Consider the following 21,288-nt stretch of genomic DNA (forward strand, 5'->3'; position numbering starts at 1 on the left):
ATGCAGCCCGAATCGATCAGACGCGAGCGACCGGACCAGGACATCGCCATCATCGGCATGGATTGCCGCTTTCCGGGCGCGAATTCCGCCGACGAATACTGGGAGCTGCTGCGCGAGGGGCGCTGCGCGGTGCGCGAGCTGCCGCCCGAGCGCTGGGACGTCGATGAGTTCTACGCGGCCGACCCGAAGCAGCCGGGCAAGACGAACTCTCGCAAAGGCGGCTACCTCGAAGGAGCCGACCTCTTCGATGCGAGCTTCTTCGGCGTCTCGCCGCGCGAAGCGCGGCGCATGGATCCGCAGCAGCGGCTGCTGCTTGAGGTCACGTGGCACGCGCTCGAAGACGCCAATATCGCCCCGACCACCCTTGCCGGCACGCTGGCCGGCGTCTTCATCGGCGTCATGGGCTGCGAATGGGGCCGGATTCAGTTCGCTGATCTCGCCGGCATCGACGGCCTCACCGGTCCCGGCAGCCACGACTGCATCGCCCCGAACCGCGTGTCGTTTCACTTCGACCTGAAAGGGCCGAGCATCGCGTACGCGACGGCGTGTTCGTCGTCGCTGGTCTCGATTCACGCCGCGATCCGCGCGCTGCAGAACAACGAGTGTCCGCTCGCGATCGCCGGCGGCGTGAACCTGGTGATGCATCCCGGCATGATTCTGTTCTACACCAAGGCCGGTCTCGCCGCGCCAGACGGCGTGTGCAAGCCGTTCAGCCGCTACGCTGATGGCCTCGGTCGCAGCGACGGCGTTGGCGTCGTCATCCTGAAGCGTCTTGCCGACGCCCTCGCCGACGGCGACAGGATCTACGCCGTGCTGCGCGGCGGCGCGGTGAATCAGGACGGGCGCAGCAACGGCTTGACGGCGCCGAGTCGCAGGGGGCAGGAAGACCTGCTGCGCCTCGCGTTCGCCGACGCCGGCATTCAGCCGCAGGACTTGCAATACATCGAGGCGCACGGCACCGGCACCGTGCTCGGCGATCTCATCGAAGGGCGCGCGCTCGGCGGCATCATGGCTGGCGTGCGTGGGCCGGACGATCCATGCCACATCGGCTCGGTGAAGGGCAACCTGTCGCATCTCGAAGGCGCTGCGGGCATCGCGAGCGTGATCAAGGTGGCGCTGATGCTCAAGCACGGCAAGCTCGTGGCGAGCCTGCACTCGGCGGAGCTCAACCCCGACATTCCGTTCGCGGAATATCGCCTCGCGGTTCCGCAGCATCTGATGGATTGGCCCGTGACCCAGGGGCGGCCGCGCATGGCCGGCGTGAGCGGCTTCGGCATCGGCGGCACCAATGCGCATCTGGTGCTCGCGTCCGCGCCGCCACCCGCGGCCGCGACGGCGAGCGCGCCGCCGCTCCCCGCCCTGCTGTGCTTTTCAGCAAAGGGCGAAGCTGCGCTGCGCGAGTACGCGCATCGTCTCGACGAGCATATCGACCGTCATCCGCGCACCGATCTCGGCGTCTTTTGCGCAACCTGGAACGCGTCCCGTGCCCGCTTCGCGACACGCGCCGCGCTCGTCGCCGACTCCATCGAACCACTGCGGCAGTCGCTGCGCGCCTATGCGCGCCATGGTCATGCCGACACGCTGATCGTCGCGACAGCGCAGCGCAAGGAACCCAAGGTCGCGTTCGTCTTCACCGGTCAAGGCGCGCAGTATCTCGGCATGGGACGGGCGCTTTACGCGCACGAACCCGCGTTTCGCCGGATGCTGGACGACGCCGGCGCACGCTTCGCCACGCTGACGGGCTGCACGCTCGCGCAGGTCTTGTGGGAAGACGCGGCAGCGCAGCGGCGCGCCAGCTGCCTGCAGCCAGCGCTTTTCGTCTTCGGCTGCGCGCTCGCGCGGCTCTGGCAGGCCTGGGGCGTGCGGCCGGCATTCGCGTTCGGCCACAGCCTCGGCGAGTACGCCGCCGCCTGCATCGCCGGGCGAATCGGTTTCGACGAGGCGCTCGCGCTCGTCGCCAAACGCGGCGCGCTGATCGAGGCGCTCCCGGGCGAGGGTGGCATGCTCGCGGTCGACGCCGCCGTCGACGAGTTACGTGACCGGCTGCGCGAATGCGCGCCCGAGGTCGTGGTCGCGGCAGACAACGCGCCGCGCCTGTGTACGGTGTCGGGTCCAAGGCGCGCACTGGAGACCTTGCGCGCGACACTCACCGACGGGCATGGCTCGAGCGAGCTGCCGGTGTCGCATGCGTTTCACTCGGCGCAGATGGATCCGATGCTCGCGCCGTTCACCGCCTATGCCGATTCGATGCCCGCTGCGGCGCCGGGCGGCGACGTGCGCTTCTATTCGAACGTCACCGGCGATGAAATCGCGCCCGACACGCAGCTTGACGGCCGCTATTGGGCGGCGCAGGTCCGCGAGCCGGTGCGGTTTCGCGAATGCGCGCTCGCGGCGCACGCCGCCGGCTGCACGCTGTTTCTCGAAATCGGACCCGCCGGCGTATTGACCACGCTGATCCGTTCCACGCTCGGCGAGCGTGCGGCCGCGATCACGAGCCTTGCGCGCGGCCAGGACGATCGCGGCGCGATCCTGCGCGCGCTCGGCGAGCTGCACTGCACGGGACTCGACGTCGATCTCGCGCGCGGCGGCGGCTGCGGCGCCGATCGGCTCATGACGCTGCCGAAGTACCCGTTTCAACACCAGCGCTACCCGCTCAACCTCGCCGATCCTAGCGTGCACCCGGCGTCGAAAGCGCCGCCGCCCGTGCGCGACGCAGCGGCGTTGCATCTGGTCGAGGCGGACGAGACGGCGTGCCCGCCGCTCGGCGCTCGGACCGATCGCAGCGTGCTCCTGCTCGCCGCGATCGCGCGAGTCGGTGGTACCGAGGCCGGTGCGCTCCAACCGGAGCAGCGCCTCGTGGACGATCTGGGCTTCAGCTCCATCATGCTCGTCGAGCTGACCTCCGCACTGAGTGCGCAGCTGCCGGAACTCGCGCAGATTCCGCTCAGCTTCTTCTTCAAGGGCGGGACCGTGGGCGAGCTGCTGGCGCAGTGCACTGCGGTTGAGGGCGCCGTCGCCGCGACGAGCCGACCGCGTGCCGGCATGGCGCCACCCGCGCCGTCGGCGATCGAGCAGGCGCTCGCGCAGTGCCGGCAGTGGGCGCAGCGGTCCTTGCCCGGTCCCGCCGTGCGCGTGCCGTGCGAATGGGTGCACCAGCGAAGCGAGCGCAACGTGCTGCTCGCGCGCCAGGAGCAGATCACGCCGCGCCTCGTGTTCGGCGAAGCGACGCAGGATCTCGCGCATGCCTTCTTCTTCGATCACGCCCAGGATCATTTCCCGGGCATGTACGTCATCGAAGCGGTGCGCCAGCTCATCACCGCCTCCGCCCACGCCTACTTCGGCATTGACGCCGGACGCAAGTTCGTGTTGACGGAGCTGGCCGCGCAATTCGACCGCTTCGCCGACGTGGACGGCGCCTTCTTCATGATGCTCGATCACGCCGAATCGCATTTCAAGGATGGCGTTCTGACCTACATCGACAGCGTCACGCACGTGGTGCAAAAAGGCGCCGTGCTCGGCCAGGTGCGGGGGCGCGGGCGCGTGCTCGAGGCGGCCGAATACCAGCGCATGCGCACCGATCGCGGCAGTGTCGCGGTGATGGGTACCGAGACGCAGCTCGGGGAGGCCTCATGAAAGCGATCGTCGTCGGCGGCGGCATCTCCGGCATCGCAGCGTCGTACTATCTGCGCGAGGCGGGCGCCGACGTGACGCTGATCGAAGCCGGCAGGCAACTCGGCGGCCGGCTGGCGTTCGCGCGCCTCGGCGATCGCCCGATCTCGCTCGGCGGCAAGAACATCGGTTCGCGCTACACCGAGTTCCGGAAATTCTGCCGCGCGCTGGGCGTCGACGATTTCGAGTACTTCGGCATCAACACCTCGCGCGTCGTCAACGGACGGCTCGTCGCCTTCGACCAGCGCAAGGGCTGGCGCGCGCTGTACCAGCTGCTCGCGAGCAACGCGCCACGCGACCTGTGGCGTTTTTTCCGCTTCGCGCAGCGCATTCGCCGCCACCCGGACGACGGCTTCGCCGACTCGCCGTTTTTCCACGCCGTGTCGGCGCGGCACGATCGCCCGGTGCTGCGCGACCTCTTTGGCGCGCGCTTCTGCCGCGACTGGATACGGCCGATGGTGGTGCGCATGAATGGCGCCGAATCCGACGAGGTTTATCTCTCCACCTTCGGCAGCAATCTGCGCGTCGCGCTCGACTCGTACGATCAGTTGTCGTCGGGCATGGAGCGATTGATCGAGGCATTCGCGACAACCGTCAGTGTGCGGCTGAACACGCGCGTGCGGGCACTCGAGGTCGAGGACCGGCGTGTGCGCGGCGTGATCGTCGATGACGCCGGCGGGCACTCCCAGCGCCTCGCCGCCGATGCCGTGTGCGTGGCACTACCGGCGCCGTTCGCCGCCGAGCTGGCGCAGCCGCATGCCGCCGAGCTGGCGGCGCGGCTCGCCCAGGTCCGCTACTTCCCGGTCCACGTGATCGTCGCGCACTATCGCCGGCCCGTGTTTCGCCCCGAGATTCGCGCCGTGCTGTTCGACGAAAGCCACGCCCTCAGCAACGCTGGGGCCTACGGTGCGAACGACCTCGCGACGGTGCGCTATACCTTCAGCGGGCGCGCCGCGCGGCCGTTGATCGTGCAACGCATCGACAACGAAGCGCTGATCTCTCTCGCCGAGCAGACCCTCAGTCCGTACATGCCGGTCGACCGCCGCGATCGCCTTCACGTCACGGCGCACACCTTCGATCCCGGCTTGTGCGCGTTCGCGCCCGACATCGAGGCGCTGAACCGCGCGCTCGACACGCAATCGGCGCTCGCGGGCGCGGTGTTCACGGGCGACTATCGCAAGGGGGCGTCGATGGAGGCCTGCTTCGTCGCGGCGCGCGCGTGCACCGCACGTCTTGCCGCCGGCGCGGTTCACGCCGCGCCGCAGGACACGATCCGCGTACCGGCGCCTGCGGCGCCAAGCGCCGCCGTCGGCAGCGGCAAGACAAATCCGGGATGACACCGCGGTGACCGGGTCTTTGTGGCGGTCGATGAGAAAGTGCGTGAATGCACCTCTGGCCGTTTCGCTCACGCGCATCAAATCGACATCAACCTCCGCACGCCATCCGCCTCCATGGAGCTGCCCGCACCGCTGGCGATCACCTCGCCCCGCTCCATCACCAGATACCGGTCCGCGAGCTCGGCCGCGAAGTCGTAGTACTGCTCCACCAGCACGATGCCCATGTCGCCACGCGCGGCCAGCGTGCGGATGACCCGGCCGATGTCCTTGATCACCGAGGGCTGGATGCCTTCGGTGGGCTCGTCCAGGATCAGCAGCTTCGGGCCCGCTGCCAGCGCCCGCGCGATCGCCAGCTGCTGCTGCTGCCCGCCCGACAGGTCGCCGCCGCGGCGCGCCAGCATCTGCTTGAGCACCGGGAAGAGTTCGAACAGCTCGCCCGGGATGGGCGTGCGCGCGCCGCGGTAGGCCAGCCCCATGCGCAGGTTCTCCTCGACGGTCAGCCGGCCGAAGATCTCGCGGCCCTGTGGCACGTAGGCCAGGCCCTGGCGCACCCGCTCGTAGGGCGGCTCGCGCGTGATGTCGCGGCCGTCGAGCGACAGGCTGCCGGTCTTCACGGGCACCAGCCCCATCAGGCTCTTGAGCAGCGTGGTCTTGCCCACGCCGTTGCGCCCGAGGATCACCGTGACCTCGCCGACGTGTGCCTCGAATCCGACCTTGCGCAGGATGTGCGAGCCGCCGTAGTACTGGTTGATGCCTTCGACTTTGAGCATGAGCGAATTCCCTTGGATGCGGGCGAGGACCGGGTGGCGTCAGCGCCCCAGGTAGACCTCGACCACCTTCTCGTCGGCCTGCACCTGGGCCAGGCTGCCCTCGGCCAGCACGCTGCCCTCGTGCAGCACCGTCACGCGCTTGCCGTTGGCGCCGCCCTGGGTCAGCGCTTCGACGAACTTCATGTCGTGCTCGACCACCACCAGCGAGTGCTGGCCTTCGAGCGAGAGGAACAGCTCGGCGGTGCGCTCGGTCTCCTCGTCCGTCATGCCGGCCACCGGCTCGTCAAGCAGCAGGAGCAGCGGGTCCTGCATCAGGAGCATGCCGATCTCCAGCCACTGCTTCTGCCCATGCGAAAGCAGGCCGGCGACGCGCTGCGCGCTGGGCTTCAGATGGATCTGCGTCAGTACCGCCCCGATGCGGTCGAGCTGTTCGCCGTTGAGGCGCGCCAACATCGACGCGCGCACCCGGCGGTCGGCCTTCAGCGCCAGTTCCAGGTTCTCGAACACCGTCAGCTGCTCGTAGACGGTCGGCTTCTGGAACTTGCGGCCGATGCCGGCCTGGGCGATCTGGCTCTCGCGCAGCCGCAGCAGGTCGATGGTCGAGCCGAAGTGGGCGCGGCCTGCGTCAGGGCGGGTCTTGCCGGTGATGACGTCCATCATCGTGGTCTTGCCGGCGCCGTTGGGTCCGATGATGCAGCGCAGCTCGCCGGCGGCGATGTTGAGCGACAGCCGGTTGAGCGCCCGGAAACCATCGAAGCTGACCGTGATGTCCTCCAGGTAGAGGATCGCGCCGTGCGTGACATCGACCTGGCCGGGCTGCAACAGCCGGGCGTAACTCGCCTCCCGCCCGCCGGAGGCGGGACCTTGGGGGGCGGCTTCATGGCGGGCGCGCAGCGCGGCGCCTGCCTCCATCAGCTCGGGGGTCATGAGCGCAGCTCCGGGTCGTCTTGGCGGCGGCCCTTGAAAAGGCCGACGATGCCTTGCGGCAGGAAAAGCGTCACCGCGATGAACAGCGCGCCGAGGAAATAGAGCCAGAACTCGGGAAAAGCGACGGTGAACCAGCTCTTGGCGCCGTTGACGAAAAACGCGCCGACGATGGGACCGATCAGCGTCGCCCGCCCGCCGACCGCGGCCCAGATGGCGATCTCGATGCTGGCCGCGGGCGACATCTCGCCCGGGTTGATGATGCCCACCTGCGGCACGTACAGCGCGCCGGCGATGCCGCACATCACGGCCGAGATGACCCAGATGCTGAGCTTGTACCAGAGCGGGTCGTAGCCAGTGAACATGACACGCGTCTCGGCGTCGCGGATGGCCTGCAGCACTCGGCCGTACTTGCTGTTCACGAGGAAGCGCGCAAACAGGTAGCAGCCGACCAAGGTCAGCCCGGTCAGCACGAACAGCCCCATGCGCATCTGCGGCGTCGCCAGCGGCATGCCCAGCAGGCGCTTGAAGTCGGTGAATCCGTTGTTGCCGCCGAAGCCGGTCTCGTTGCGGAAGAACAGCAGCATCGCGGCGAAGGTCAGCGCCTGCGTGATGATGGAGAAATAGACACCCTTGATGCGCGAGCGGAAGGCGAAGTAGCCGAACACGAAGGCCAGCGCCGCCGGCACCGCAACCACCAGCAGCATCTGCGCGACGAAGGAGTCGCTCAGGCTCCAGTGCCACGGCAGCACCTTCCAGTCGAGAAACACCATGAAGTCGGGCAGCTCCGAGCGGTAGTTGCCGTCGGTGCCGATCTGGCGCATCAGGTACATGCCCATCGCGTAGCCGCCCAGTGCGAAAAACACGCCGTGGCCGAGCGAGAGGATGCCGGTGTACCCCCAGATCAGGTCCATCGCCAGCGCGCAGATGGCGTAGCACATGATCTTCGCGATCAGCGTGACGTGGTAGTCGCTCAAGTGCAGGATGCTGTCGGCTGGCACCGCGAGGTTCAGCAGCGGCACCAGCACGGTGAGCACCAGCACGGTGGCCAGCACGCCGCTCCAGGCACGGGCACCCAGCAGGCCGCCGCGGCGCCGCAAGGGCAGCGCGGGAGTGAGGACGTGACTCATGCTTCGGCGCTCCTGCCCTTGACGGCGAACAAACCCTGAGGTCGTTTCTGGATGAACACCACGATGAACACCAGCACGAAGATCTTGGCCAACACCGCGCCGGCCCAGCCTTCGAGAAACTTGTTGAGCACACCCAGACCGAGGGCCGCGTAGACGGTGCCGGCCACCTGGCCCACCCCGCCCAGCACCACCACCATGAAGGCATCGACGATGTAGCTCTGCCCCAGGTCCGGCCCGACGTTGCCCACCTGCGAGAGCGCGCAGCCGGCCAACCCCGCGATGCCGGCACCGAGCGAGAAGGCATAGGTGTCGACCCGGCGCGTATTGACGCCCATGCAGGCCGCCATCGGGCGGTTCTGCGTCACCCCGCGCACGAACAGGCCGAGCCGGGTGCGGCCGATCAGCAGGGTCATGCCGACCAGCACCAGGCCGGCGAAGACGAGGATCGCGAGGCGGTTGTATGGCAGGGTCAGGTTGCTCATCAGCTGGAAGCCGCCGCTGAGCCAGGACGGGTTCTCGACCTGCACGTTCTGCGCGCCGAACAGCGAGCGCACCGACTGCATCAGCACCAGGCTGATGCCCCAGGTGGCGAGCAGGGTCTCCAGCGGGCGGCCGTAGAGGAAGCGGATCACGCCGCGCTCCAGCACCGCGCCCACAGCCGCCGAGGCGGCAAAGGCGGCCGGCACCGCGGCGACGATGTACCAGTCGAAGGCGCCCGGCAGGTACTCTCGGAACAGCACCTGCACGCCCCAGGTGGCATAGGCGCCGATCATCATCAGCTCGCCGTGCGCCATGTTGATCACGCCCATCAGCCCGTAGGTGATGGCCAGCCCCAAGGCGACGAGCAGCAGGATGCTGCCCAGGCTGAGGCCCGAGAACAGGGCACCCAGGCGCTCGCCCCAGGCGAGCCGCGACTCCACCTCGCGCAGGGCCGACTGCAGCGCGGCGCGCACCTCGGCATCGGGCTCCACGAAAGACTCGCCCTCCTTCGCGAGCCGCTCCAGCAGTAAGGTGCGGGTGGCCGGCTGGCCGCTGGCGGCCAGGGCGCGAGCCGCCTCCAGGCGCTGTGCCGGGTCCTCCGCCGCCAGCAGCAGGCCGGCACGCAGCCGCTCCAGCTGCTGCTTCAGTGCCGGCTCGGCCTCGGCGGCCAGCGCCTTGTCGAGCAAGGGCAGTTGCGACTCGTCCAGGCGTTCGGCCAGCCCGGCGATGGCCTGCTGGCGCAGCCGGGGCTCGGGCGAGAACAGCTGGAGCGCCGCCAGCGTGCCTTCCAGCGCGCGGCGCATGCGGTTGCTGTTGACGACGTCCTCGGCCTCGGCCGGCAGGCTGGCGGGCTGGCCGGTCAGCGCATCGATCACCGCGTCGCCGCGCACCAGATACACCCGCTCGCCGGCGGTCTTGACCTGGTCGTCGAGCAGGGCCTGGACAAAAGCCTGCAACGTCGGGTCGCCAGCGGCAGCCGCGGCATTGAGCGCTTCGATGCGCTCGTCGTTGTCGCCCTGCGCCAGGGTGCGCAGCTGATCGGCGCTCAAGGCGGACACGTTCAGGCTCCAGGCCAGTGCGGCCATCACCAAGGCCCAGCGCAGCAGCGGTCGGCAGTTCGGCACTCTCACACGGTGTCCCTCGGGGAACGCGCCTCGGCGGCGCGTCGTCTGGAGATCGTCAGCGGACCGGGCGCAAGCGCCGGGCCCTCTTGTTGTCCTCGGGGCAGGGGTCGCCCCCTGCCGCCCTGGCCTTACTTCTTCTCGGGAACGTCCTTCTTGGTGTCGTTGCCGGCAATGTAGGGGCTCCAGGGGTTGGCGCGCACCGGGCCCTTGGTCTTCCACACCGTGCTGAACTGGCCGTCGGCGCGCACCTCACCGATCAGCACCGGCTTGTGCAGGTGGTGGTTCTTCTCGTCCATCTTGGCGACGAAACCCGAGGGCGCCTTGAAGGTCTGTCCGGCCATCGCGGCGATCACCTTGTCGGTGTCGGTGCTCTTGGCTTTCTCGACCGCCTGCTTCCACATGTGGATGCCGATATACGTGGCCTCCATCGGGTCGTTGGTCAGCGGCTTGTCCTTGTGGCCGGCGATGTTCTTGGCCTTGGCGTAGGCCGACCACTTCTTGATGAACTCGTCGTTGGTCGGGTTCTTCACGCTCATGAAGTAGTTCCACGCCGCCAGGTGACCGACCAGGGGCTTGGCGTCCACGCCACGCAGCTCCTCTTCACCGACCGAGAACGCCACCACCGGCACGTCGGTAGCCTTCAGGCCCTGGTTGCCCAGCTCCTTGTAGAAGGGCACGTTGGAGTCACCGTTGATGGTGGAGATCACGGCCGTCTTCTTGCCCTCGGCCGAGAACTTCTTGATCTTCGCGATGATGGTCTGGTAGTCGCTGTGACCGAAGGGGGTGTACTCCTCCAGGATGTCGGCGTCGGCGACGCCCTTGGACTTCAGGAAGGCACGCAGGATCTTGTTGGTGGTGCGGGGGTAGACGTAGTCGGTGCCCAGCAGCACGAACCGCTTGGCGCCGCCGCCGTCCTTGCTCATCAGGTACTCGACCGCCGGGATGGCCTGCTGGTTCGGCGCGGCGCCGGTGTAGAAGACGTTCTTGGACAGCTCCTCGCCCTCGTACTGCACCGGGTAGAACAGCAGGCCGTTGAGTTCCTCGAACACCGGCAGCACCGACTTGCGTGACACCGAGGTCCAGCAGCCGAACACGGCCGCCACCTTGTCCTGGGCGATCAGCTGCTTGGCCTTCTCGGCGAACAGCGGCCAGTTCGAGGCCGGGTCGACCACCACCGGTTCCAGCTTCTTGCCGAGCACGCCGCCCTTGGCATTGATCTCGTCGATCGCCATCAGTGCGACGTCCTTGAGCACCGTCTCGGAGATGGCCATGGTGCCCGACAGGGAGTGCAGCACACCGACCTTGATCGTGTCGGCGGCATGGGCCGACGGCACCCCGAGCGCCGCCAGCCCCAAGGCGACGGCGGACAGGGACTTGAGCACGGTGCGGCGGTGAGAGGTCTTCGAGGACATGAGGATGGCTCCAGGTGACGTGGCGCTTGGGTCTGCTCCGATGGGGCCCTCCCTCATCGGATGAACGCAGGTTACGCAGCGCCAGCGCGGCACGGAATACGCCACATGGCGTATGCGGGCCGGTCGACACCGGCGCCGGGCCTCCTCAGCCCTGCCCCAATTGAGCGACCCGACCGATCGCCAGGGAGGCGGCCGCGGTGCGCGTCTCCACCCCCAGCTTGCCGAACACATGCTCCAGGTGTTTTTTCACGGTGGCGGGACTGGCGCCCAGGATCTCGCCGATGTCGCGGTTGGTCTTGCCCTTGACCACCCAGTAGAGCACCTCGGCCTCGCGCAGCGTGAGCCCCAGGGCCAGCGTGAGCCCCTCGATGGCGGCCGCGTCCGAGGCCTCGCGCATCACCAGCAGCCATTCGTCGTCGCCGGTCTGCTGGTGCAAGGCCACCACCAGCCGGCGCGCGCCCTGCAGCATCGTGCGGGTCGGCGCGACCGGCCCCGCCGGCAGCCCCCTGTGGGCCCTCACCCAGTCGAGCAGTTCCTCCGGCAGCTGCGGATCCTGGCAGCCCAGGTAGTCCTGCAGGAACTTGCGCGCCAGCGGGGTCTGCCACACCACCCGGCCGTCGCCCAGGCGCACCGCCAGCGTGGCATGGCCGAAGGCGTCGAGTGCGTTGCGGGCCTGCCGTGCCAGGCGCGCGCCCTGCACGTGCGTGACGATGCGGGCCAGCACCTCCTGCGGCCGGATCGGCTTGTTGACGTAGTCGACCCCGCCGGCGCGGAAGGCCGCCACGACGTGCTCGGTCTCGGTCAGCCCGGTCATGAAAACGATGGGAATGTGGCCGGTCTCAGCACGCGCCTTGAGCCGGCGCGCCACCTCGAAGCCGTCCATGCCGGGCATCACCGCGTCGAGCAGGATGATGTCGGGCAGGGCCTGGGCGGCCCGCTGCAGCGCGCTCTCGCCGTCGGTGGCGACGAGCACGGTGTAGCCCGACTCGTCCAGCGTGTCGTGCAGCACGGCGAGGTTGTCGGGCACGTCGTCGACGATCAGGACGATCTCGGACTCGCTGCGGTCCAGCGGCGACTCAGGCAACGGGGCTGTCATGGCGGGGCTCGGCAAGGCGCCGGGTCATGGCGTCGAACTGGAACTGGCGCGCCAGCTCGCGCATCTGCGCGGCAAAGGGCGCATGGGCAGGATCCTCGGCCTCGATCTCGTCGAGCAGCTTGAGGATGCCGCGGAAGTAGCCCATCTCGACCAACTGCTGCAGCGCATGCAGGCGCTCGGGCGGAGGCAAGGGGATGACGGCCGGCTCCGCGTTTGGTTCGCGCTCGGGCGCGACCGGCTGCGCCCGCGGCGCCTCGATCCACTCCAGCTGCAGCCGCCGCCCCAGCCAGTCAAGCAGTTCGCTCAACCGGACCGGCTTGACCAGGAAGTCGGCCGGCGTGAGGCCGACGTCGTTGTCCAGCCCCTGGTCGAAGGCATTGGCCGAGACGATGGCGATACGTGCCTCGCTCAAGCCCTCGGCGCGGATGCGGCGCACGGTCTCCCAGCCGTCGATGCCGGGCATCGCGAGGTCCATGAAGATGACGTCCGGCCGGAAACCGTCGGCCGCCTCGCGCAGCAAGCCCAGGCAGGCATCGCCCGAGGCGGCCTGGCGCAGCTCGAAGCCCAGCGGCGCGAGCAGGCTCAGCAGCAGCGCGCGGTCGTCCTCCTCGTTGTCCACCACCAGGATGCGGCGGCGCTCGCCACGGTAGCCGGTCCGCGCGGCCGGCAGCGCCTGGGCGGCGAGGCCGGCGCGCGTCTGCGGCAGGAACAGCCGGATGCGAAACAGCGTGCCGACTCCCGGCGTGGAGCGCACCGTCATCTCGCCGCCCATCAGCTCGGTCAGCATCTTGCTGATGGTCAGGCCCAGGCCGGTGCCGCCGGCCGGCGCGCTGCCGCTCGCGCCACCGCGGGCGAAGGGTTCGAAGATGCGGTCGAGCTCCTCGGGTGCGATGCCCGGGCCCGTGTCCTCGATCTCGAACAGCGCGATCTCGCGCGCATGGCGCAGCCTCAGGCGCACCTGGCCGGCCGAGGTGAACTTGACGGCGTTGCCGAGCACGTTGAGCAGGATCTGCCGCACCCGCTTCTCGTCCGCCCGCACCACCTCGGGCACCGGGCCCGAGGGTTCGTAGGTGAAGGCCAGCCCCTTGCCCGCCGCCTGCAGCTCGAACATGCGCACCATCTCCCGCAGGCCCTCCGCGAAACGCATGGGCTTGAGCTCCAGCGTCAGCTTGCCGCTTTCGATGCGCGCGATGTCCAGGGTGCCCTCGATCAGCGACAGCAGGTGGTCACCGCCGCGGCGGATCACGCTGACCGCCTGGCGCCGGTGCGCCGGCACGCTCTCGTCCTCGGCCAGCAGCTGGGCATAACCGAGGATGCTGTTGAGCGGCGTGCGCAACTCGTGGCTGATCGCGGAGATGTAGCGGCTCTTGGCCTGGTTGGCCTGCTCGGCCACCCGCTTGGCCTGCTGCAGCTGCTCATCGGTGCGGCGGTGCAGCTCGATCTCGCGCACCAGCAGGTGGGTCTGGCGGTTGGATTCCTCCTGTGCGACCTGGCGGCTCTTGTGCGCCAGCACCAGCCACCAGGCCACCACGCCGCCGATCACCACCAGCGCCGCATACACCTTGATGAAGGCGAGCCGCAAGGCCGGCTGCAGCGCGGCGGCTTGCTCGCCCAGCGAGCGCAGCTCGGCGTGGTAGACCAGCGAGAACAAAAAGGCCAGCAGCAGCACGCTGATGCCCATCAGGAGCAGGAAGTGGCCCAGCTCGGTGTTCAGCCGCTGCCGCAGCAGCCGCGGCAACAGCGCCCGCGACACTGCCGCCCACTGCGCCGACACCCGGGCCTCGGGCTTGCAGAGGTCGTGGCAGCGCGCGTCCAGGGAGCAGCACAGCGAGCAGATCATGCCCCGGTAGGCCGGGCAGCGCGCCATGTCCTCGCCTTCGTACTCGCCCTCGCAGACGGTACAGCGATGGGCCGCCCGCGCACCTGCGGCGGGCGTCTCGGGGTGGCGCGCCAGGTAATAACGCCCGCGCGTGGCCCAGGCGATCAGCGGCGCGGTGACGAAGGCGGTCACCAGCGCGATCAGCGCCGAGAAGGCCTGCGGCCCGGCGCCCAGCAGCCCGAGGTGGGCGGCCACCGAGAGCACCGAGGCCGCGCCCATCGCGCCGACGCCGACCGGGTTGATGTCGTAGAGGTGGGCGCGCTTGAACTCGATGCCCGGTGGCGACAGGCCCAGCGGCTTGTTGATCACGAGGTCGGCCACCACCGCCATCATCCAGGCGATCGCGACGTTGGCGTACAGGCCCAGCACCTTGCCGAGCGCCTGGAACACGTCCAGCTCCATCAGCATCAGCGCGATCAAGGTGTTGAACACCACCCAGACCACCCGCCCGGGGTGGCTGTGGGTCAGCCGCGCAAAGAAATTCGACCAGGCCAGCGAGCCGGCATAGGCGTTGGTGACGTTGATCTTGAGCTGCGAGATCACGACAAACAGCGCCGTCGCGGCCACCGCCCAGCCGGCATGCGAAAACACGTAGCCGTAGGCGACCAGGTACATCTGGTTGGGATCGACCGCGCGGTCGGCCGGCACCGAGTGACTGATCGCCAGCCAGGCCAGCAAGGCACCGCCCAGCATCTTGACCACACCCAGCACCACCCAGCCGGGGCCGCCGGCCAGCACGCCGGCCCACCAGCGGCGCCGGTTGGCGGCGCTGCGCTCGGGCATGAAACGCAGGTAGTCGGCCTGCTCGCCCATCTGCGTGATCAGCGCGATACCGACCGTGGTGGCGGCGCCGAAGTGCAGCAGATCGAAGTGGCTGCCGCTGCCGGCTTCCCCGCCGTAGGCCACCAGGCCGCGCAGCACGCCGGGGTTCTCGTGCAGCACCCAGGCGAAGGGCAGCACCAGCATCAGGAGCCACAGCGGCTGGGTGTAGACCTGCAGCCGGCTGATGGCCGTGACGCCGTGCGTCACCAGCGGGATGACCGCCAGCGCGCACAGCAGGTAACCCCAGGCGGGCGGGATGTCGAAGGCCAGTTCCAGCGCGTAGGCCATGATGGCGGCCTCCAGCGCGAAGAAGATGAAGGTGAAGCAGGCGTAGATCAGCGAGGTGAGGGTCGAGCCGATATAGCCGAAGCCGGCGCCGCGTGTCAGCAGGTCCATGTCCACGCCGTACCGGGCAGCGTAGATGCTCACGGGCAGCCCGGCCAGGAAGATCACCAGCCCCGTCGCGACGATGGCCCAGAAGGCGTTGAGGAAGCCGTGCTCCACCAGCAGGGTCGCGCCGACCGCTTCCAGCACCAGGAAGGAGGCGGCGCCGAAGGCGGTGTTGGCCACCCGCAGCTCCGACCATTTGCGGAAGGCGCGCGGGGTGAAGCGCAGCGCATAGTCTTCCAGCGTCTCGCTGGCGACCCAGCTGTTGTAGTCGCGGCGGATCTTGATCACGCGCTGCAACGCCTCGCCGTCGGCGCCGGGTGGCCGCGGGCCGGCGAGGGCGTCGGGCGATGGCAGGGTGATCGGGTCCATGTCTTGCATTCAGGGCGGTCGAGCGCGGCCCCTGCCGCAATTTCGATGCCTTGCCCCACCCTGCCGCCCCCGGACCATGGAACTGACCCCGCGCGAGAAAGACAAGCTGCTGATCTTCACGGCCGCCCTGCTGGCCGAACGCCGCCGGGCCCGCGGCCTCAAGCTCAATTACCCGGAAGCCGTCGCGCTGATCAGCGCCTCCATCATGGAAGGCGCGCGCGACGGCAAGTCGGTGGCCCAGCTCATGAGCGAGGGCAAGACCGTGCTGGGCCGCGCCGACGTGATGGAGGGTGTGCCTGAAATGATCCCGGACATCCAGGTCGAGGCGACCTTCCCCGATGGCACCAAATTGGTGACGGTGCACCAACCTATCGCTTGACTCGCACTCGAATGCCACAGAAAAGCTCGCTATTGGTGCAATCGCCCGTTTTCTGTCTGAAGCGACTTCAACACAACTGAAGAGATCCCATGGCACCTCCCCTCCTTCGAGCCGCCCGGCTGCGCACGGTCCTGGTCGCGGCCACCTTCGCAGGTCTCTCGGCCGCCGCCCTCGCGCACGGTGGCACCGACGCCGACGCTCACCATGGCTTTGCGGCCGGTTGGCGTCATCCCTTCACCGGGCTGGACCACCTCGCAGCGATGCTGACGGTCGGGTTCTGGAGCGCGGGCCGCGGATGGCGCACCTGGGCCGGCCCGCTCGCCTTTGCCACCCTGCTGCTCGCCGGCGCGGTGCTCGGGCTGGCCGGCACCAGCCTGCCGGCCGTGGAGCCGATGATCGCCGTGTCGCTGCTGGTGCTGGGTCTGCTGGCCGCGTCACGTGCGGCCTTGCCGGCAGCCGCCGCAGCCGGCGTGGCGGGTCTGTTTGCGCTGTTCCACGGCGCGGCGCACGGCGCCGAGCTGGCCGGGCCCAGCGCCGGGGGGGCGCTGGCCGGCCTGCTGCTCGCGACCGTGCTGCTGCACCTTGCCGGCATCGCGGCCGGCCGGGCGGTGGCCTCGCGCAGCCGCTGGTGGCCGCGCCTGGCCGGCGGCCTCGTGGCGGCTTTCGGCGTCGCGCTGCTGCTGCCGGCACTGGCCTGAGGAGGTCGCGATGATCCCTGGAGAACTTTTCACCGACGGCAGCGACCACCCGCTCAACCCTGGCCGTCGCACGCTGACCTTGGTGGTCGAGAACACCGGCGACCGGCCCATCCAGGTCGGCTCGCACTACCACTTCGCCGAGACCAACGGCGCGCTGCGCTTCGACCGCGCTGCCGCACACGGCATGCGCCTGAACATCGCCTCGGGCACCGCGGTGCGCTTCGAGCCGGGGCAGCAGCGCACGGTCGAGCTGGTGGACTACGCCGGCTCACGCGTGGTCTTCGGCTTCCGCGGCCTGGTGCAGGGCGCCTTGTGAGGCCCCTGTCCGTCTCCCCGGCCTGTTTGCTCGAGGTTCCTGCATGACCACCGTCCCCCGCCGCGCCTATGCCGAGATGTTCGGCCCCACCACCGGCGACCGCCTGCGGCTCGCCGACACCGACCTCGTCATCGAGGTCGAGCAGGACCTCACCCTGGCTGCCGGCGGCTACGGCGAGGAAGTCAAGTTCGGCGGCGGCAAGACGATCCGCGACGGCATGGGCCAGGGCCAGCGGCCCAACGGCCCCGGCCCGCTGGACGCGGTGGACTGCGTGCTGACGAATGCGCTGATCGTCGACCACTGGGGTATCGTGAAGGCCGACATCGGCCTGCGCGGCTCGCGCATCGCCGCGATCGGCAAGGCCGGCAATCCGGACGTGCAGCCGGGCGTGGACATCGTCATCGGCCCGGGCACCGAGATCATCGCGGCCGAAGGCATGATCGTCACCGCCGGCGGCATCGACAGCCACATCCACTGGATCTGCCCCCAGCAGATCGAGGAGGCGCTCAGCTCGGGCATCACCACCATGCTGGGCGGCGGCACCGGGCCGGCCACCGGCACCTTCGCGACCACCTGCACACCGGGGCCGAACAACCTCGAGCGCATGCTGCAGGCCGCCGACGCCTTCCCGATGAACCTGGGCTTTTTCGGCAAGGGCAACGCCAGCCGGCCGGAGGCGCTGCGCCAGCAGGTCGAGGCCGGGGCGATCGCGCTCAAGCTGCACGAGGACTGGGGCACGACGCCGTCGGCGATCGACACCTGCCTGACGGTGGCCGAGGAAGCCGACATCCAGGTCGCGATCCACTCCGACACGCTCAACGAGAGCGGTTTCGTCGAGGACACGGTGGCCGCCTTCAAGGGCCGCACCATCCACACCTTCCACACCGAGGGCGCCGGCGGCGGCCACGCGCCCGACATCCTGAAGGTGGTGGGCGAGTCCAACGTGCTGCCCAGCTCGACGAATCCGACCCGGCCCTACACCGTCAACACGATCGACGAACACCTCGACATGCTGATGGTCTGCCACCACCTGGATGCGGGCATCGCCGAGGACCTCGCCTTTGCCGAGAGCCGCATCCGGCGCGAGACCATCGCCGCCGAGGACATCCTGCACGACCTCGGCGCGATCAGCATGTTTTCCAGCGACTCGCAGGCGATGGGCCGGGTCGGCGAGGTGATCCTGCGCTGCTGGCAGACGGCCCACAAGATGAAGCAGCAGCGCGGCAAGCTGCCGGGCGACAGCGAACGCCACGACAATACACGGGTCAAGCGTTATGTCGCCAAGCTCGCGATCAATCCGGCCATCACGCACGGCATCGCGCACGAGGTGGGCAGCATCGAGGTCGGCAAGTGGGCCGACCTGGTGTTGTGGCGGCCGGCCTTTTTCGGCGTCAAGCCCTCCCTGATCCTCAAGGGCGGCCTGATCGCCGCGGCGGCGATGGGCGACCCCAACGCCTCCATCCCGACGCCGCAGCCGGTGCACTACCGGCCCATGTTCGGCAGCTACGGCGGGGCCGTGCAGGCGACCTCGCTGACCTTCCTGAGCCAGGCCGCCCAGGCCGCGGGTGCCGGCGAACGTTACGGCCTGGGCAAGCGCATCGGGGTGGTCCGGGCTTGCCGCGGGGTGCGTAAAGAGCACATGATCCACAACGGCTACACGCCGCAGATGCAGGTCGATGCGCAGACCTATGAGGTGCGCGCCGACGGCGTGCTGTTGACGTGCGAGCCCGCCAGCGTGCTGCCGATGGCCCAGCGCTATTTCCTGTTCTGACCCGGACCTTGCCCATGGACACCCTGCTGCCCCCGCTGCCTCTGCTGACGGCCTTTGCCGGCGCGAGCCTGCTGCTGGCGCTGACGCCCGGGCCGGCCGTGCTCTACATCGTCGCCCGCACGCTGGCCCAGGGCCGCGCCTCGGGGCTGGCCTCGGTGTGCGGCGTCGCGCTGGGCAACCTGGGCAATGCGCTGGGCGCGTCCTTGGGCCTGGCCGCGCTGTTCGCGCTGTCCTCCGCCGCCTTCACGGTCGTCAAATGGGCCGGGGCGGCCTATCTCGTCTGGCTCGGCGTGCAGGCGCTGCGGACCCCGGTGGGGCGGGATGCGGCGGCCCCGGTGGCCTCGCCCGGCTCGCACCGCCAGCTGTTCCGCGATGGTTTCCTGGTCGCCCTGCTGAATCCCAAGACCACGCTGTTTTTCGCGGCCTTCCTGCCGCAGTTCATGTCGGCCGCGGCGCCCGCCATGCCGCAGGCGCTGCTGCTGGGCACGCTGTTCGTGCTCATCGCCGCCTGCAGCGACATCTGCTACGTCGCGCTGGCCGCCGCGCTGGCACCGCTGCTGCGGGCCCGGCGCGGTGCGCGCGGCCTCGGTCGCTGGCTGGCCGGCGGAACCTACATCGGGCTGGGCGTGCTGACGGCCCTGACCGGGCGCTCGCCGGCGAAATGAAACGCTCGGCTATGCTTGCCGGCCTTCCTGCATCCCCTCGCGAGTCCCGTCCATGCTGACCGTCAACAAACTGCTCCCCCAAGGCCAGGGCCTCGCGCCCGTGCTGCTCAAGCGCGCCGCCAGCGTCCAACTCGACTGGGACGTGCGCCAGAAAAGCCGCTTCGACGCGACCGACTCCCAGGGCCGCAGGCTGGGCGTCTTCCTGCCGCGCGGGACGCAGGTGCGCGGTGGCGACGTGCTGGTGGCGGAGGACGGCACGCTGATCCGCGTCGCCGCGGCGCCGCAGCCCGTGCTGGTGGTGCGGCACTGCCCCGAGCACGGCTCTGCCTTCGACCTGCTGCGCGCGGCCTACCACCTCGGCAACCGGCATGTGCAGCTGGAGCTCCGCGACGACCACCTGAAGCTCGAACCCGACCACGTGCTGGCCGACATGCTGCGCCAGATGCACCTGCTCGTCAGCGAGGAGCAGGCGGCCTTCGAGCCGGAAGGCGGCGCCTATGCGGCGGCCGGCCACGGCCATGGGCACTCGCACGACCACGGCAACGAGCACCATCACGGCCATGCCCACGAACACGGCCCTGGTTGCAAGCACGACCACGCCCCTGCCCGGGCCACCGAGCCGCAGCCGGTGAAGATCCACGTGCACGGCCCGCACTGCAAACACGGCCACGGGCACTGAGGCGACGCGTGCTGCCCGCCGCCCCCGGACCGACCGCGCCCGCGACGCTGCTGCAGCTGATGTGGCTGGCCTCGCCGGCCCTGCCGGTGGGCGGCTTCAGCTATTCGGAAGCGCTGGAAGCGGCCGTCGACAGCGGCCGGATCGGTGGCGAGGCCGAGGCGGGCGACTGGCTGCTCGACCAGCTGCAGCTGGGCCTGGGGCGCGCCGACCTGCCGCTGCTGGCGGCCGCCCTGCACGCCTGGCGACGCGAGGACGGCGAGACCGTGGCGGCGCTGAACCGCTGGGTGGTGCAGACCCGCGAGTCCTCAGAACTGCGACAGCAGACCGAACAGATGGGCCGCTCGCTCGCGGAGTGGCTGCGCCAGCGCAGCGCCGACACCTCGGCGGGCCTCCTGGCCGCGCTCGAGCCGGCCCCCACCTGGCCGGTCGCCTTCGCGCTGGCGGCCGCCCGCACCCTGGCCACGCCGAGCGAGGCATTGCTGTGCTTCGGTTTCGGCTGGGCCGAGAACATGGTGCAGACGGCGATCAAGGCGGTGCCGCTGGGTCAGAGCGCCGGCCAGCGCATCCTGGGCCGGCTGTGCGAGACGCTGCCGGAGGTGGTGGAGGCTGCGCTGGGGCTCGGCGAGAGCCAGCGCCAGGCCTTCACGCCGATGCTCGCCATCCTGTCTTCCCGCCACGAAACCCAGTACTCACGACTGTTCCGCTCATGACCGCTCTGCACGCCATCCCCCGCCGCACCAAAAAACTGCCGCCACTGCGCGTGGGCGTGGGTGGGCCCGTCGGCTCGGGCAAGACCACCCTGGTCGAAATGCTCTGCAAGGCCTTGCGCGAGCGCTACGACCTGGTGGTGGTGACCAATGACATCTACACCAAGGAAGACCAGCGCCTGCTGACGGTCGCGGGGGCGCTGGAGCCCGAGCGCATCATGGGCGTCGAGACCGGCGGCTGCCCGCACACCGCGATCCGCGAGGACGCGTCGATCAACCTCGAGGCGGTGGACCGCATGCTCGAGAAGTTTCCCGACGCCGACATCGTTTTCATCGAGAGCGGCGGCGACAACCTGGCCGCGACCTTCAGCCCGGAGCTCTCGGACCTCACGATCTACGTGATCGACGTCGCCGCCGGCGAGAAGATCCCGCGCAAGGGCGGCCCCGGCATCACCAAAAGCGACCTCTTTGTCATCAACAAGACCGACCTGGCGCCCTACGTCGGCGCCGACCTGTCGGTCATGGAGGCCGACACCCGGCGCATGCGGCCGACCCGCCCCTTCGTGATGACCGACCTCAAGCGGCACACAGGGCTGTCCGAGGTCATCGCCTACATCGAGCAGAAAGGCTTGCTGACGGCAAGCTGACGGCTGCGCGCGCGCGAAAACCTT

Annotated in this window: 17 protein-coding genes; 10 read left to right on the plus strand and 7 right to left on the minus strand. The window is 69.4% G+C overall.

Translation table 11 applies throughout. From position 1 onward, the window contains the following. Positions 1–3,633, plus strand: a complete 3,633-nt coding sequence (locus OOT46_RS28190) for a type I polyketide synthase (RefSeq protein ID WP_265406949.1) — start codon at positions 1–3, stop codon at positions 3,631–3,633. Then, complete coding sequence (locus tag OOT46_RS28195; RefSeq protein ID WP_265406950.1) at positions 3,630–5,006, plus strand: protoporphyrinogen/coproporphyrinogen oxidase; 1,377 nt, start codon at positions 3,630–3,632, stop codon at positions 5,004–5,006. The genes OOT46_RS28190 and OOT46_RS28195 overlap by 4 nt, the downstream gene beginning before the upstream one ends. A gap of 77 nt (positions 5,007–5,083) precedes the next feature. On the opposite strand, the gene urtE is transcribed toward OOT46_RS28195, so the two are convergent. The 7 genes from urtE to OOT46_RS28230 form a co-directional block, all read right to left on the minus strand. Then, positions 5,084–5,776, minus strand: coding sequence for an urea ABC transporter ATP-binding subunit UrtE (gene urtE, locus OOT46_RS28200; RefSeq protein WP_265406951.1), 693 nt, complete (start codon positions 5,774–5,776; stop codon positions 5,084–5,086). A 39-nt stretch (positions 5,777–5,815) separates the two neighbouring features. Continuing rightward, positions 5,816–6,703: an urea ABC transporter ATP-binding protein UrtD gene (urtD, locus tag OOT46_RS28205; RefSeq protein WP_265406952.1), complete on the minus strand. Its 888-nt coding sequence runs from the start codon at positions 6,701–6,703 to the stop codon at positions 5,816–5,818. After that, positions 6,700–7,830 (minus strand): urea ABC transporter permease subunit UrtC, encoded by a 1,131-nt coding sequence (gene urtC / locus OOT46_RS28210; RefSeq protein ID WP_265406953.1) that lies wholly within the window; start codon positions 7,828–7,830, stop codon positions 6,700–6,702. Before urtC ends, urtD begins: the two co-directional genes overlap by 4 nt. Continuing rightward, positions 7,827–9,395 carry an urea ABC transporter permease subunit UrtB gene (gene urtB, locus OOT46_RS28215; protein ID WP_265406969.1) on the minus strand — a complete coding sequence of 523 codons (1,569 nt, stop codon included), beginning with the start codon at positions 9,393–9,395 and terminating at the stop codon, positions 7,827–7,829. Before urtB ends, urtC begins: the two co-directional genes overlap by 4 nt. Before the next feature lie 167 nt (positions 9,396–9,562). Further along, the gene (gene urtA, locus OOT46_RS28220; protein ID WP_265406954.1) at positions 9,563–10,846 is read right to left on the minus strand and encodes an urea ABC transporter substrate-binding protein; all 1,284 of its coding nucleotides are present in this window, start codon (positions 10,844–10,846) and stop codon (positions 9,563–9,565) included. Positions 10,847–10,991: 145 nt separating this feature from the next. Continuing rightward, on the minus strand, positions 10,992–11,942 hold the full coding sequence (locus OOT46_RS28225) for a response regulator transcription factor (RefSeq protein ID WP_265406955.1): 951 nt from the start codon (positions 11,940–11,942) through the stop codon (positions 10,992–10,994). After that, positions 11,923–15,402, minus strand: coding sequence for an ATP-binding protein (locus OOT46_RS28230; RefSeq protein WP_265406956.1), 3,480 nt, complete (start codon positions 15,400–15,402; stop codon positions 11,923–11,925). Before OOT46_RS28230 ends, OOT46_RS28225 begins: the two co-directional genes overlap by 20 nt. A 76-nt stretch (positions 15,403–15,478) precedes the next feature. On the opposite strand from OOT46_RS28230, the gene OOT46_RS28235 reads away from it, so the two are divergent. The 8 genes from OOT46_RS28235 to ureG all read left to right on the plus strand — a co-directional run bounded on the left by OOT46_RS28235 (position 15,479) and on the right by ureG (position 21,264). Continuing rightward, complete coding sequence (locus tag OOT46_RS28235; RefSeq protein ID WP_265406957.1) at positions 15,479–15,781, plus strand: urease subunit gamma; 303 nt, start codon at positions 15,479–15,481, stop codon at positions 15,779–15,781. 89 nt (positions 15,782–15,870) lie between these two features. Continuing rightward, positions 15,871–16,479: a HupE/UreJ family protein gene (locus OOT46_RS28240; protein WP_265406958.1), complete on the plus strand. Its 609-nt coding sequence runs from the start codon at positions 15,871–15,873 to the stop codon at positions 16,477–16,479. 10 nt (positions 16,480–16,489) lie between these two features. Continuing rightward, entirely contained in the window at positions 16,490–16,795 is a 306-nt protein-coding gene (locus OOT46_RS28245; RefSeq protein WP_265406959.1) for an urease subunit beta, read from the plus strand. Positions 16,796–16,838: 43 nt separating this feature from the next. Then, positions 16,839–18,566, plus strand: a complete 1,728-nt coding sequence (ureC, locus tag OOT46_RS28250; protein WP_265406960.1) for an urease subunit alpha — start codon at positions 16,839–16,841, stop codon at positions 18,564–18,566. A 14-nt stretch (positions 18,567–18,580) separates the two neighbouring features. Beyond that, the gene (locus OOT46_RS28255) at positions 18,581–19,231 is read left to right on the plus strand and encodes a LysE family translocator (protein ID WP_265406961.1); all 651 of its coding nucleotides are present in this window, start codon (positions 18,581–18,583) and stop codon (positions 19,229–19,231) included. A gap of 52 nt (positions 19,232–19,283) precedes the next feature. Continuing rightward, the gene (gene ureE / locus OOT46_RS28260; RefSeq protein ID WP_265406962.1) at positions 19,284–19,910 is read left to right on the plus strand and encodes an urease accessory protein UreE; all 627 of its coding nucleotides are present in this window, start codon (positions 19,284–19,286) and stop codon (positions 19,908–19,910) included. Between the two features lie 11 nt (positions 19,911–19,921). After that, a complete protein-coding gene (locus OOT46_RS28265) occupies positions 19,922–20,620 on the plus strand; it encodes an urease accessory protein UreF (protein ID WP_416136268.1) in 699 nt (232 codons plus the stop codon). Next, entirely contained in the window at positions 20,617–21,264 is a 648-nt protein-coding gene (gene ureG, locus OOT46_RS28270) for an urease accessory protein UreG (RefSeq protein WP_265406963.1), read from the plus strand. The genes OOT46_RS28265 and ureG overlap by 4 nt, the downstream gene beginning before the upstream one ends. Positions 21,265–21,288 lie beyond the last annotated feature (24 nt).

It is taken from the genome of Aquabacterium sp. A7-Y (assembly GCF_026153205.1).
Lineage (GTDB): Bacteria > Pseudomonadota > Gammaproteobacteria > Burkholderiales > Burkholderiaceae_C > Caldimonas.